This window comes from Methylicorpusculum oleiharenae, assembly GCF_009828925.2.
Lineage (GTDB): Bacteria > Pseudomonadota > Gammaproteobacteria > Methylococcales > Methylomonadaceae > Methylicorpusculum > Methylicorpusculum oleiharenae.
Genome location: NZ_WUTY02000001.1, coordinates 1,054,469 through 1,068,065, shown reverse-complemented (window position 1 = coordinate 1,068,065; position 13,597 = coordinate 1,054,469). Strand labels below are relative to the sequence as shown.

Below are 13,597 nucleotides of genomic sequence, written 5' to 3'. Positions count from 1 at the left end.
CAAAGAGCTTGAGCGCCTATAAGCCTTGTAATTCATACCTTTACACTTATCAAGACTAACATCACTGATTATTTTTTCCGAAGGGGAATCTGATGAAGAAAAAACTGCTGGCACTTTCAATTTCTCTGGCATCTGCGTTAACACCCAACTTGTTACATGCCGAAGCCAATAGTAACGCGGGTAAAGAAAAAGCCGCCGCTTGCGCTGGATGCCACGGCGAAGACGGTAACAGCATGGTATCAACATTCCCCAAGCTTGCACAGCAGCATTCTTCTTACTTGATTAAAGAATTAAAAGCTTTCAAGGCCGGTACTCGGGTTAATGCCATGATGAATCCTCTGGCTATGGGTTTGAGTGATGAGGATATCGAGGACATCGCGGCTTATTACAATTCAAAAAAGATTTCGGCAAATACCTTACCTACTCTCGAAGTAAATGAAGATGATCAAGCCGAAGCGGATCCCAACAAAGCAGCTGAGAGCGACATCAACCAATTGATTGCCGAAGGCAGCGATTTATACCGTAATGGCGATATTAAAAGAGAAGTCTCCGCATGCATCGCTTGCCATGGCCCCTTTGGTGAAGGTAACAAACCGGCTGCTTTTCCTGCGATTAAATCGCAACATGCTGATTACCTGATAAAAACCTTGAACGATTTTAAATCAGGGGAGCGTAGCAATAACCCTGACAATATGATGCATATGATTGCTAAAAAAATGACTGAAAAAGAGATCAAATCGGTATCCTATTATATTTCCATGATGAAACCTTAAAAAAGCCCGAGCTCTTTTAGAATATAGCCTGCTGTACCCACGCTGAGATTCAAGCACTGTTTGAATCTCAGCAATAAATGTATTTGTTATTAGCACTAATATTTTTCTTGATTATTATAAAGCCGCCCATTTACTTTGCTCCGTCGAATACAGACCCAACCTAACGCTTTTCTTTAACATACCAGCCCGGTCAGTCAGTTTGATAAATCTGGATTTTCTATAAATTCAACACCTTTAATAAAAGCTTAGTAGCTAATAATCTGCCCCAACTAAACAACTGGAGATCATTCAATGCTTATTAAAAAAACTCGTAACATACTGCTTATGTTTTTTTTGTTAGGTTTTTCAACATTACTGCAGGCTGAAAATCAGGGCTACGAAGTAATAAGTCCGGCACAGCCCACTCAAAATCCTGACAAAATAGAAATCATTGAGTTCTTTTGGTACGGCTGCCCTCACTGCTACCATTTGGAGCCCGATTTAAACAAATGGCTTAAAAGCAAGCCCGATAACGTTGAGTTCATCCGTATGCCTGCTGTATTTAGCAGCTTATGGGAAAAACACGCAAAAGCTTATTTCACGGCTGAAGCGCTAGGGGTTGTTGACAAAGTTCATGCCGATTTTTTTGATGCCATTCAGAACAAAAAACAAACTTTAGATACTGAGGAAGCGTTGCTTAAATTTTTTACTTCTCATGGCGTTAGCGAAGCGGACTTTAAAAATGCATATGGCTCTTTTCTTGTCGATGCCAAAGTTCGGCAAGCTAAAGCTTTAGCCCCTCGTTATGGTATTACTGGCGTACCTGCTATTATTATCAATGGTAAATATAAAACGAATGGACCTCTTGCCAAATCGCAAGAGAACATGATCAACGTAATGAATCAGTTGATTAAACAGGAAAGCGGGCAGTAGTTTTTTAATAAAGATTAAGCTGAACCTCCTCTTTACCATAATAAACAAACGGCAAAAAGGTATTTACCATCCGGATTTAACAAATAATTGTAATTCATTGAGTATGGCAACGTGTCCCTATACCACTCAAAATGCGCCTCATCATTTCAACTGCCGAGCTTACGTAAAAGCTTACTATTGCAGAGGTCAGCTTTATGAACTTTTTTAATAAAAGTGATGAAGATAAATGGAAAGAGAAGTACCTAAACCTTCTCGATCAGCAAGAATTAGCCGAAAAACTGAGCGTTGAGAATGAAGAACTTCTCTGTAAAACAGTTGTAAGACTGGCTTTAATCGCAAAGGGCTTCCAAAAGCCCCTTGATCCCTACATCGACAAGATTTATAACGCTGTTAAATCCGGATTACAAAATACCCAGCTAAAACAAGATTTAGAAGCACTGACCAGAGCAGTTTTAACGCTGAATGAAATTGAGGAGCCGGATAGTGCGGAAGTCACATCCTTGCTATTCGAATTTCTGGTTACGCTTTATTCAGATGAAACGAAAGTTGAAGCATTCAGGCAAATTGAGAAGAAACAACATCATAATGAGTTTAAATCTCGCAATGATTTGTTCAATGCACTATTGGCAGTCACAGAACCCACCAGCGATAGCAAAGAACTACATGCCCCGGAATCTGTAGATTCAACGGAGAGAATTGCAACAAAAACGGTATGCAGCCAATTGTTGATTTTACTCAACGACCTTGAAGTTCCCTTTGAGTTTGAGGCACGAGCACAGCTTCTGCGAGATCAGCTACAAACATCTCATAATGCTGCGTCGCTTAAATCACTGTTAAATCAGTTTGTGTCTTTATTGGTTTCCATCAAAAATCACATGGAATTGGAACAAAATGATATTCAGGAGTTTTTGTCTTATATCACCGATCAACTGACTGAACTGGGCTTACAAGCCAGTGATGCCAATGCCGCTTCACACCAATCCACATTAAGCCGAAACAAACTGGATCAGTTTGTCGCCGAGCAGATGCAAGACTTGCAAAAAACATCCGCAAGTGCAACCAATCTTGATCCATTAAAACAAATCATTAGTATGCGGCTTGAAGCCATAGCTCAACAAATAAAGCTGCATCGTGAACAAGAAGAACAACAGAGGCTATTTGCAGAAAAGCAATTGGATGAGCTTAGCTGCCGTATTCTGAAAATGGAAACCGAAGCTGTAGAACTCAAATCAAGTTTAGTGATGGCTCACAATAAGGCATTACGAGACCCGCTTACCGGCATAGGTAATCGTATTTCTTTCGATGAACGCATGGAAACCGAATTTTCACGCTGGCTTCGTTATAAAACACCGCTGTCACTCATTATTTGGGATATCGATAATTTTAAAAAAATCAATGACACATTCGGACATAAGGCTGGTGATAAAACGCTTAAGATCATAGCGCAATTATTGAGTGAAAATTGCCGTAATTCTGACTTCCTATGTCGTTTTGGCGGAGAGGAGTTCACTATGTTGCTGCCAAATACTGACAGTGAGTCAGCACTAACTCTCGCCAATAAATTAAGAATGATTATAGAAAGGACTCGTTTTTTATCGAGTGGTAAAACAATTGAAATTACCATTTCCAGCGGCATCAGTGATTTCAAAGATAACGATGTCCCGGAGACCGTCTTCGAAAGAGCAGACCAAGCTTTGTATCAGGCAAAAAACAATGGCCGAAACCAATGCATTATTGGCTAAGCCATAGCAATGTAGTGCGAATTAAATAACGTGCCTAAATCATAAATAAATTTTTTCAACTTTTTCAATATCCCCAGGCATCATAGGTTTACCGAACAAATACCCTTGATAAAATTGACAACCTAACTGCTTGAGTATGTTGAGTTGCTGAGTTGTCTCTACACCTTCCGCCAATGTTTTGATTCCAAGACTGTGGCCCATTGCGATTACTGCTTTTACTATCGCCTGATCATTTTCGTCAGTTCCCAAACCATCAACAAAACTCCGGTCAATTTTGAGCTTGTCCAAAGGAAAACGCTTCAGATAAGAAAGTGATGAATAACCTGTTCCAAAATCATCCACAGCAAGACTTACGCCTAATGTCTTTAAATTTGCCAGGGTTATCAGAGCCTGATCCGCTTGCTCCATTAAAATGCCTTCTGTAATTTCTAGTTCCAAATATTCTGCCGGCAGTCCGGTTTCATCCAGTGCTTTTTTTATCAGACAGACCATATCCTGATTTCTAAATTGAACCGGTGATAAATTTACAGCGACATACAGAGGAGGACGACCGTTATCCAGCCATGCTTTAGCTTGTGCGCATGCATTAAGCAGAACCCACTCGCCTAATATGATGATCAGCCCGGTTTCTTCAGTCAACGGAATGAATTGATTAGGTGAAATAATCCCAAACTCTGGATCATTCCAACGCAATAACGCCTCAACACCGACAATTTCATGCGTCAAATCGGCAATTAAAGGCTGATATTGTAAAAAGAACTCTTTTCTTTCCAGCGCACGTCTTAAACGGCTTTCCAAATTAAGGCGTTCATTTGCCAAGCGCGTAAGATCTTCCGTATAAAACCGGTAGGTATTTCGCCCCTGATTTTTAGCCAGATACATCGCCGAATCGGAATGCTGAATCAACTCAGTCACAGAGTCCGCATCATCCGGAAACAAACTGATACCAATACTTGCGCCAATAAAAACCGTCTGGCCATTACTTAAGGTAAAAGGTTCCGCAATACGATCTAATAGCGATAAAGCCAATTCGACGGCATCCAGCGTTTTTTCCATTTGTTCAATGACCACTAAAAACTCGTCTCCACCCAATCTCCCTAAACTGTCTTCCTCTCTGAGCCGCTTATTTAATCGTTGTGCGACCGTTGCCAGTAATTCATCACCTATCGGGTGACCCATGCTGTCATTAACCGTTTTAAAATGATCCAGATCAATAAATAAAACCGCTATGCGATTATCATGACGCTGAGCAACTTCAAGTGCATGTTTTAGTCTTGACTGTATCAACAAGCGGTTAGGTAAATGCGTCAGTGGATCATAATGAGCTAAATGTTCCAGGCGTTCTTTTGACTGTTTTATTTGGCTGATATCAGTAAAAACACCCACATAATTCGAAGCGTGGCCTAACTCGTCATGAATAGTGCTGATACTTAGAAACTGGGGATATAGCTCGCCATTTTTTCGTCGATTCCAAATCTCCCCCTGCCAGTGACCATTGTTAATTAAATCTTCCCATAAATCATGGTAAAACTTATTGTCATGCCGGCAGGACCTAAGGATACTCGTGCACTTACCCAAAACCTCTTCAGCCTTGTAACCGGTGATTTCACAAAACGCCGGATTCACGGCCACAATGATCGATGAAAGATCCGTAATTACTGCACCGTCCTTGGTATTTTCAAAGACCGCAGCAGATCGCTTTAATGCCTCTAGCGCCAATTTTTGTTCAGTTATGTCCAACCATGCGCCTAAAATCTCGACCGGCTCACCGTTATCATCATATAAAACATTAAAGTCGTCGCGAACCCAACGAAACTCACCTTGTTTATTAAAAAACCGGTATTCAAGAACAGAGTGACCTTCAGCAAGAAGAGAATCAACTTTTACTATCACTCTTTTTCTGTCGTCCGGATGAATTTTTTTTATCCACCAATCCTGGGCTAACGCCTCTATCTGACTATAACCGAAATCCTTAACAATATTTTCGCTTATCCAACTGGTGCTGTACGTTGAATCGTTAATCTTCAATGTGTACAAAACAATCGGGCTGGCAGCCAACAAATTCCTCAGCCTATCAGGCGAAGCTTTTAATGTCTGTTGTTCAAGTGATAATTCAGATTGATCTTTTACTTTTTTCAGAATTTCCACCTTCTTTTCATAAAAATAACTTTCATCTTTACGCTCATTTGATCGTGTCAACACGGCTTTTAGCTTAACCGGAAAATGAGTTTCAAAGTCTGTATCATTTGATAAATAATCATCTACACCGGCTTTAAATGCAGTTATTACTGATTCAAAATCACTTGTTTCGGTTATAACAATCACTGCTAGCGGTATGCCGTTTGATCGTATATAACTCAATAATTCCAAACTGTCTTTAGCTGGAAGTTTAAAATCAAGAAGAACTGCCTGATAACGCGGATATTGCTCAAGACGTTTTATTGCATCAACCAGCGACGTAACCCTATCAATCAAATAGACTTCGTTTATGTTTGCATTTAATACAGGAGGCACATTCGAATTAACCGAGCTATCTTCTAGGTACACTATTTCCATAAGACTCATAGTTATTGGTTAATTAACAAACACAGGACAATGTCATTTTCGAGGTAAAACTCTAGTGCTTTATTTCGTAAAAAAGACATTGGTAACTAGCTTATTCAAATATCTAAAACCACAAACCAACTGAATGAGTTGTCTGATAAATACAACGGTTGTTTGTTACTGACTCTATAGATCTAATTTTAGTTTGTAATCAACAAAGTTTCGCAAAACATATATAAACTCCTCTTTATAAACGTTATTTATCAACTTTTAAACCTTTTTGAGTTTGCCCGTTTTAATTTCTGTTTGGAATTTATTGGGCGGAATTTGCTGTAAAGAGCATGAGGAGAGAAATGTTTATTTGTAAATTCAATGTGATTTAATCCCTGCCGGTTAAACAAAAAAACACAGTTAATGACCAAAAAATACCATTAGCTCAGAACTCTTTCGAAGACTGTCATAAGCGTGAGGCGTTGATCGTAGCAGGTGCGTCTACCGGCAGGGATTGCCGGTATCCAGGGCATAAGGACGTGTTACAGCCTTTGCCATCCATGGCTTCTGGACCCTGGCAATCCCTGCCGGAACGACGGCATCTATTCATTCACACATAGCTTCAAATAATCCCGCGGATTCAACTAACAAGTGCAATTCATTTTGAATGATTAAGAAGGGGGTCAACTGTTGTAGTGCCACCCCCTTCTCAATCCGACCAAAGATGGATAAGCGATGACAGACTACAAACAGTTGACCGAAGCACAAAGATACCAGATTGCCGCCTTATTGAAAGCGGGACAGACAAATCCGAGATCATTGGCGTCTCTGAGGGTACGGTCAGCCGTGGTGAGCTAACCCGTAATCGCGGGTTACGTGGATATCGTCCTAAACAGGCCCAGATCAAATCGGACAGACGCAAACAGCAAGCCGTTAAGGCAGTTAAAGACTGCGCAAGTGATTAGCTTAATTGAAGCCCAAGTGCGCCTGGATTGGAGTCCTGAGCAAGTTTCGGGATGGCTGGACAAGGAGCACGGCACTCGCCTCAATCATGAACGGATCTATCAGCATATTTGGACGGACAAACGAGCGGGAGGCGATCTGTATAAGCACCTGCGCCAAGCCCACAAGAAGCGCCGCAAGAAATATGGCTCGAAAGACAAACGGGGGCAGATTGTCGGACGTGTCGGCATTGCAGAAAGACCGGCGATTGTTGACGAGAAGAGCCGTGTCGGCGATTGGGAGATTGATACCGTAATCGGTAAAAATCATGTGGAAGCCGGGGTTAAATATGTCAAACAGAATGGCTTCTATGGTGAAGAATTCAACGATTGGCAGGCACTGGAAAACTATTTAAAGGATTGGCTGGATACCCTTGCTAATCAGCGTCTCCATGGTTCAACACAGCAACAGCCTCAAGTGCATTATGACCGGGAAGAAAAAGACAAAATGCAGTCTTATTTGACGCCTGCCTGCTTACCGCATCAGGCGGTAGCCTCCGAAACCCGACAGGTTGATAAAACCAGCCTGATTTCCTGGCAATCGAATAAATACTCGGTGCCCATGGCCTATCAATCCGCCAAGGTAGGTGTAGCGGTTCATGCAGGGCAACTGCTGATTACTGATCTGGCCAGCGGTGACAGGATTGCTGAACACGTTATCTGCCTGGAGAAAGGTCACAGCTCATTAAAAACACCCATCATTACCGGGATAGGCAGCAGCGTGTTGAGGCGCTGGAAGCCGCACTAGAACAGCAGTTGGGCGCGCGTGCCAGTCAGCGGTTATGCGCGCTATTGAAGGCCACCTCACCGAAAATCTACAAGGATCAGTTAGTGGGCGCCAAGCAGATCATCGCCGCCCATCTGGTGAACTACGGTGCTATAAACGCTGATTTGTTAGCGCGTATTCTGACGGCACCGCGCTTAACGGCGACTCAGTTCCGCGCGCTGCTCGATGCTTACCAATTGAATCCTGAACGCGTGTCCGCAGCAAGGGTGGGGCACAACCTGACCCTGCCCAGGCAGCCAGCGCCTTGGCGCATTAAGCTGTCCTTAATGGCCAATTAACCGGTCAGGGAGGCAGCCATGTCGTCCATTGATAGCGTTGCCCATAAATATCGCGGCTTGTACCTATCGGCTATTGCCCAAGGTTTGGAGACGGTGCTTGGCCAAGCTGAAACCCATGCGGTCTCCTATCTGCATTTTGCAGAGACCTTGATAGAGCTAGAGCTACAGCAGAGGAATGGCAAGCGTATTGAACAAAACCAACGGCGGGCGGGCTTTCCCGTGCATAAAAGCCTGGATGACTTTGATTACGTCTTTCAAACCAGCATCAGCAAACGGGAGGTGAACAGTCTTTTAGACTTTGGTTTCCTTGATAACAGGGAAAACGTCGTGTTCATTGGTTCACCGGGCGTCGGTAAAACACATCTGGCTATTGGCCTGGGCCTTAAGGCCATAGCGTCCGGTTACAAAGTGTATTTCAGTACGGCGCTGACCTTGATTGAAGCCCTGGAATTAGCGGAATTAAAAGGCGAGCTGAAAAAGAAGATTAATCAGCTACTGAAATTTGATTTGTTAATCATCGATGAACTCGGCTATCTGCCTATGAACAAACAAGGCATGCATAACCTGTTTCAACTGATTAACGCCTTGTATGAATACCGGTCCATCATCTTGACGACGAACAAGGAATTTACCCACTGGGGAGAGTTCTTCTTTGACGGTAATGTCGCCGTAACCATCGTGGACAGAATCATCCATCATTCACACATTTTTATGCTGGGAGGGGAAAGCTATCGACTGAAATCAAAGCTGAATAATTAATTTTTCTCTGGAAAAGTGGCTCAAAATTAATGGCCGAAAATGGCTCAATTGTGTTGGCCATTGACAAGACAACACGATTAAACCACGGGTTAAGCTTTGAAACCAAAAGATCAGTTTTTTCAACTGTGAATTTATTGTTCCCAATAGTTTCACCCAGTTCTACGCCATAGGTATTTGTTGCATCGAAAACTGGAATGCTAAAGTGCTTAAATGATTTTTCCTGGGTATCTGCGGGATTAAGAGAGTCATTGCTGACATTGGTTATAGATGACAAAGGCGTTGCATTCCACCCCTCGGGGATTTCCCGTTTTAGGGTTGGGTTGTAGACCATTTTGCCGCCGGAGGATTTGTAGGGTTTGCCGTTGGAGGCGGGCTTGCCTTGGGCGAAATCGTAGGGAAAGTCGAACTGCACAAACCGAAAGTCATACAAAGTCTTAGCTATCGCTTCCAACTCGACGTTGATGCGGTTGTTGAGTTCGATTTTGGCATCTATCGTCGAGAGAACACCAGCAATGATTTTTTGTTCCATAAGGGACGGTAAGTCAAAATAAAATTCTTTAATTTGCCTACTACTTATATGAGGAACAAGAGAACCAGTGGTTATTTTTTGGATGTATTTTGAAAACCGAGGACTACCAACAACACTTGGATTCAAGTTATAAGTACCGATTATCTAAGTTATTTCCACCACGCATTCTTGCGGTACGTTGCACCAATAAACAAGGTAAATCACTTTTAGAAACTGCCGAAAACTTTAATCCTGCACCAGTCCAAGGCCGATCTATTGCAAGTACAATGTCATTAGCTTGTAGTTGGTAAGATTGATAGTTTGATAAATCAGTCTTAGGCCAACGCTTTACATCGTTCCAGCGCTAATTGCCTTGAATAATATTGTCTTCACCCAAAAGCTTAATATCGTCAGTCCGGTTTGAGTAATTTTTGCTTTCAAACGGAAACCCAGTTAAAAAATCGACTTCATCTCCTAATTTTACGGTACGTCTTTTATTCATACCGCAAACCCGCCAACTGCCTTTTAATTTGAGCTTCCAACTCCCGCGACAGACTGAACAAACTGTCCAAATTGTCATTAAACATCCGCATCTTAGCCGCAAACTGCTCCGGAGTTATATCGACTTATTCAATCTTCACATCAAAATACTGCCCGGCGCTGAGTGAGTAATTTTTGGCGATGATGTCGTCGTAACCAACCACCACCGAAAAATCTTCTTCCGCCTGCTTGACATTGAAGACGTTGATGATGCGCTGCTCTTCTTCCGGGCTGAGAACGGTTTTCTGGTTTTTACCTCCTTTAACTTTCTGCCCCAGATTGGAAGCGTCGATCAGCACGACTTTATCTTTATTGCCGGCGTCAATAAACAGAATGGAAACATTGGTACCGGTAGTCGCGAAGATATTACTGGGCATGGACACCACGCCGGCCAACATTTTATGTTCGACCAGATGCCGACGAATACCTTTGTCGATGCCGGCTTGGGCAGTGATAAAGCCGGTCGGCACTCCCACGGACGCCTTGCCACCTGTATTAAGCGAGTAAATGATGTGCTGCAGGAACAATTGGTAAATTTCCATCTTGTCCGTGGCTTTGGCTTTGACCTTGGGGATGCCGGCAAAGAAGCGCTGCTGGTTGGCTTTGCTATCCAACTCGTCGCGGTAATCGCTGAAAATCCAGCTTGAAGGGCGGGTTGGAAACGATGTAATCGAAACGTTTTAGCTCGCTGCCATCCTTATGGTAGGGATGCAGCAAGGTGTTGCCCTGGATCACTTGCGGAATGGAGTGCACCAGGTTATTCAGGATCAGGTTCAGGCGTAACAGATTGGAAGATTTTTGCGAGATATCCTGAGTGTAAATGCTGCACCGGTTTTCGCCGATGGCGTGGGCCACATTCATCAGCAGCGTGCCGGAACCGGCGGAAGGGTCGTAAACGCTGACGTTTTTGATCTGACCTTGCTGGGCTTTGGGCACCTGAATTTCCGCCATGATCCGCGCCACCGCATGCGGAGTAAAATATTCGGCATACTTGCCGCCGCTGTTGCTGTTGTAGTCCTTGATCAGGTATTCGAAGATCGTGGCGTAGAAGTCAAACTTCTGGGTGAAGATACGCTCGAAACTAAATTCCACCAGTTTGTTGATAATTGCGCGACAAAAATTATCACGTTTGGAATCGTCGGCGATATAGTTACTGAGGCGATCGAACAGCACTACCTTGGCGCCGCCGTCGGTTTTGACCGCGAATACGTCGTTATTGCTGATGGCGATATCCATCAGAGTGTCGTCGAACAGCTTGGCGAAATCCGGTGCGTTTTGCTGGCTGAACAGGTAATTGATGAAATGGCTGGGTTTCAGGAGCGCGGTATCCGGGCCCATGCGCATTTGCAGCATTTCCAGATTGTCTTCGCTGAGTTGAGTCTGCGCGGCTTCCCATTGATCAGCATTAGCGATGGTTTCATCGAGCTTTTTGGCTTCCAAGGCGAACTTGTCGTTTAAGAATTTATAGAGAAACGTTTGGGTAATGATCTTGAATTCATTGCCGTCATTGCCCAGGCTATAGTTGGCGCAGATGCTTTTCAGGCTGTCGATCAGGGCTTTGGTTTTTTGTTGAAATCTCTGCTCTACCAATGACTTGCTCCGGTATTAAATTCTTTCAGATAATCCGCGACAACCAGATGATTGATGAAACGTGAGGCGTCCGGGTTGAGTGTGATGTGTTGTTGATCCATAAAGCGACTAATGACCAACGGCATCATCGCCCGCTCGAAATAGCTTTCGTTATCCAATATCCGGGTATTTTGCAACACTTGCTCGTCGGCATCCTGTTTTATGCCAATCAGCGCTTCGAAAATTTTGCGTTCGGAATCTGAAATGCCACCGCGCTCGGTTAGACGTTTGTGGATCCGGGTGTATTTGGCATCGCCTTGGTATTTCTGCCGCAGTTGATTATTCTGCCGGTTCAGTTCTTTGATGCGCTCATGGATTTTGTTGAGGGCATCGATGTTGGCGGTCATTTCGTCTTGGGTGACTTCGGATAGATTCTTTTTCTTGAACAAGCGCACCAGCTCTTCTTTTAAAGTGACGAACGTGGGGTCTTGCTGGTCGATATTGCTGGCCAGCGCTTCGCGGGTGCGGCGCAGGGTGTTTTTTCAGCTTGTCGGCCAGTACCAGCTCTTCTTCGCCGATTATGATGAAGTTGAAGATCACTTCTTCAAGCGCCACGTTCAGCAGATTAGTGGTGTCTGTACCTTGTTCCAGGATTTCCTTGAGATTGAGTAAATCCAGGTGGTTGCTCGTTTCCCGGTAGAGTTGATTGAGTTTTTGAAAATCCAGCGTTTCCAAAAAGCCGTATTCACCCTGCAAGCGGATCAGGTTGTACAGACTTTTGGCATCGGCCAGGGCCTTTTTCAAAGCCAGTACGGTTTCCCGATCATGGATTTCATTGAGCTGCCGGGAAAACACTTCAGCGTTTTCGGTATCGTAACGGAACAATACGTCCTTGATGTGTTCGATTTCGGTAGCGATTTCTTGCTGGGATTTGAACAAGTGGGAGTAATGCTCCATCTCGTCGCCGAGTTCGGCTTGCAATTCGTCGAAATAGGCTTTGTTGGTGGCATCGAACTCCTTGCGGATGTCGGCAAAGTCCACCACGTAGTCGTAGCGAAAGTCTTTGTAGGTGCGGTTGACCCGCGTCAAGTCTTGTAACAGGTTGTGTTTGCGTATTACCCGTCCCAGGTAGAGTTTCTTCAGGCGGTTGGCATCAAAGCCTGTCAGCAGCATTTTATACACGAACAAGAAGTCGATCTTGCCCGCCTTGAAGTCTTCCACCCAGACCTTGCGTTCATCCTTGCTGCCGACATCATGCAGAATCAAGGCTGCCGATCTGACCTTGTTGTCTTGTTTGTGTTTGACACGATAAATGCCCGTCTCTTCTGCCGCCTGTTTTAGCCTGGGAAAGTCGGAGTCATTGGCAGCTGCTTCTGCCGGAATTGGGGCTTTTGCGTATTGGGCATTGAATAGCTCGAACAATTGCCGGGCCTGTTCCGCACTGTCGCAGATCACCATTCCGCCGATGCTGGCATAGCTCAAGGCGCCACGACTTTTTTCGAAGTCAGTGACGATGTATTCAAGCATTGGTTCAACGAAGGCGGGATGGGATGGGCATAGACCCGTTTTTTGTCGACGTCGCCTTGCATTACTTCCGCTTCCGCCAGTGCCTTTTGCAGGGCAATTTTATAGTGGGTTGCAATCTCTTCCCGAATCAATCGCAAGTTGTAACCAACCGTCGGCAATCGAGGCGTTGTAGTAATACTAGTGAATGTAGTCGCCGAACAGAGTGCGCGAGTTGTAATCGTCTCCTAGCAGCAGTGTGCCCGTCAGGCCAATTTTGACCGCATTGCGATCGGAATGATCCAGATTGGCCAAGAAGCTGCCTTCGGATTGTAGCTGCGGTGTACTTCGTCCAGAAAGTAAACCCGCTGAATGGCGACGTCATAATCCTTGCTAGATACTACATCCGGGTCATCCTTGAATTTTTGTATATTGACGACTGTGATCTCAGGCTTGCCGGAATGGTTGTGAATGACTTGTGTCGCTTTGATGTCGCTGCTGAAAGCTTCGCGCGAGTTGATGGTATGCACGGTCAAACCGGGACTGGTAAATTCCCGGTGCGCCTGAGTCAACAGATCAATCCGATCGACGATGAAATAGAACTTGGGACGATTTGCCGCTGTTGAAAGTAATCGGTCAAAATGCGTACGTTAAAGTAGGCCAATGCTGTTTTACCGCTGCCTTGGGTGT

General features: G+C 44.2%; 13 protein-coding genes and 1 pseudogene. 6 read left to right on the top strand and 8 right to left on the bottom strand.

Going from position 1 to position 13,597, the window contains the following annotated elements; genetic code table 11:
• Nucleotides 1-92: 92 nt before the first annotated feature.
• The 3 genes from GO003_RS05025 (at nt 93) to GO003_RS05015 (ending at nt 3,427) form a co-directional block, all read left to right on the top strand.
• Nucleotides 93-773, top strand: a complete 681-nt coding sequence (locus tag GO003_RS05025; protein WP_159655643.1) for a c-type cytochrome — start codon at nt 93-95, stop codon at nt 771-773.
• 291 nt (nt 774-1,064) lie between these two features.
• Complete coding sequence (locus GO003_RS05020; protein ID WP_159655641.1) at nt 1,065-1,685, top strand: thiol:disulfide interchange protein DsbA/DsbL; 621 nt, start codon at nt 1,065-1,067, stop codon at nt 1,683-1,685.
• A 194-nt stretch (nt 1,686-1,879) separates the two neighbouring features.
• Nucleotides 1,880-3,427, top strand: coding sequence for a GGDEF domain-containing protein (locus GO003_RS05015; protein ID WP_159655639.1), 1,548 nt, complete (start codon nt 1,880-1,882; stop codon nt 3,425-3,427).
• Between the two features lie 39 nt (nt 3,428-3,466).
• On the opposite strand, the gene GO003_RS05010 is transcribed toward GO003_RS05015, so the two are convergent.
• Nucleotides 3,467-5,983, bottom strand: coding sequence for an EAL domain-containing protein (locus GO003_RS05010; protein ID WP_231088828.1), 2,517 nt, complete (start codon nt 5,981-5,983; stop codon nt 3,467-3,469).
• Nucleotides 5,984-6,838: 855 nt separating this feature from the next.
• Here GO003_RS05010 and GO003_RS05005 point away from each other — a divergent pair.
• Genes GO003_RS05005 through istB form a run of 3 tightly spaced genes read left to right on the top strand, consistent with a single transcriptional unit; the run spans nt 6,839 to nt 8,787 of the window.
• Nucleotides 6,839-7,711: an IS30 family transposase gene (locus GO003_RS05005; RefSeq protein ID WP_407942074.1), complete on the top strand. Its 873-nt coding sequence runs from the start codon at nt 6,839-6,841 to the stop codon at nt 7,709-7,711.
• Between the two features lie 44 nt (nt 7,712-7,755).
• On the top strand, nt 7,756-8,028 hold the full coding sequence (locus GO003_RS05000; RefSeq protein WP_231088826.1) for a hypothetical protein: 273 nt from the start codon (nt 7,756-7,758) through the stop codon (nt 8,026-8,028).
• An 18-nt stretch (nt 8,029-8,046) separates the two neighbouring features.
• Nucleotides 8,047-8,787: an IS21-like element helper ATPase IstB gene (gene istB / locus GO003_RS04995; RefSeq protein ID WP_231088825.1), complete on the top strand. Its 741-nt coding sequence runs from the start codon at nt 8,047-8,049 to the stop codon at nt 8,785-8,787.
• Here the strand turns inward: istB and GO003_RS04990 are convergent.
• The 7 genes and pseudogenes from GO003_RS04990 to GO003_RS04965 form a co-directional block, all read right to left on the bottom strand.
• Complete coding sequence (locus tag GO003_RS04990; protein WP_231088824.1) at nt 8,738-9,442, bottom strand: restriction endonuclease subunit S; 705 nt, start codon at nt 9,440-9,442, stop codon at nt 8,738-8,740. The two genes, istB and GO003_RS04990, sit on opposite strands and share 50 nt — an antisense overlap.
• Nucleotides 9,443-9,921: 479 nt before the next feature.
• Nucleotides 9,922-10,449 (bottom strand): N-6 DNA methylase, encoded by a 528-nt coding sequence (locus GO003_RS26125; RefSeq protein ID WP_206444839.1) that lies wholly within the window; start codon nt 10,447-10,449, stop codon nt 9,922-9,924.
• Complete coding sequence (locus GO003_RS26120; RefSeq protein ID WP_269144340.1) at nt 10,442-11,275, bottom strand: HsdM family class I SAM-dependent methyltransferase; 834 nt, start codon at nt 11,273-11,275, stop codon at nt 10,442-10,444. Before GO003_RS26120 ends, GO003_RS26125 begins: the two co-directional genes overlap by 8 nt.
• 143 nt (nt 11,276-11,418) lie before the next feature.
• Complete coding sequence (locus GO003_RS04980; RefSeq protein ID WP_159659514.1) at nt 11,419-11,811, bottom strand: hypothetical protein; 393 nt, start codon at nt 11,809-11,811, stop codon at nt 11,419-11,421.
• On the bottom strand, nt 11,774-12,931 hold the full coding sequence (locus GO003_RS04975; protein WP_206444837.1) for a type I restriction enzyme subunit R domain-containing protein: 1,158 nt from the start codon (nt 12,929-12,931) through the stop codon (nt 11,774-11,776). Before GO003_RS04975 ends, GO003_RS04980 begins: the two co-directional genes overlap by 38 nt.
• Entirely contained in the window at nt 12,883-13,068 is a 186-nt protein-coding gene (locus GO003_RS04970) for a hypothetical protein (RefSeq protein ID WP_206444836.1), read from the bottom strand. The genes GO003_RS04975 and GO003_RS04970 overlap by 49 nt, the downstream gene beginning before the upstream one ends.
• Before the next feature lie 105 nt (nt 13,069-13,173).
• Nucleotides 13,174-13,530 (bottom strand): annotated as a pseudogene (locus GO003_RS04965) (DEAD/DEAH box helicase family protein); the annotation flags it as partial.
• Between the last annotated feature and the right edge of the window lie 67 nt (nt 13,531-13,597).

Bases quoted from the DNA above. Each gene is read 5' to 3' on its own strand.
- GO003_RS05025 (WP_159655643.1), top strand. From the start codon at position 93: ATGAAGAAAAAACTGCTGGCACTTTCAATTTCTCTGGCATCTGCGTTA.
- GO003_RS05020 (WP_159655641.1), top strand. From the start codon at position 1,065: ATGCTTATTAAAAAAACTCGTAACATACTGCTTATGTTTTTTTTGTTA.
- GO003_RS05015 (WP_159655639.1), top strand. From the start codon at position 1,880: ATGAACTTTTTTAATAAAAGTGATGAAGATAAATGGAAAGAGAAGTAC.
- GO003_RS05010 (WP_231088828.1), bottom strand. From the start codon at position 5,983: ATGGAAATAGTGTACCTAGAAGATAGCTCGGTTAATTCGAATGTGCCT.
- istB (WP_231088825.1), top strand. From the start codon at position 8,047: ATGTCGTCCATTGATAGCGTTGCCCATAAATATCGCGGCTTGTACCTA.
- GO003_RS04980 (WP_159659514.1), bottom strand. From the start codon at position 11,811: ATGACCGCCAACATCGATGCCCTCAACAAAATCCATGAGCGCATCAAA.
- GO003_RS04975 (WP_206444837.1), bottom strand. From the start codon at position 12,931: ATGCTTGAATACATCGTCACTGACTTCGAAAAAAGTCGTGGCGCCTTG.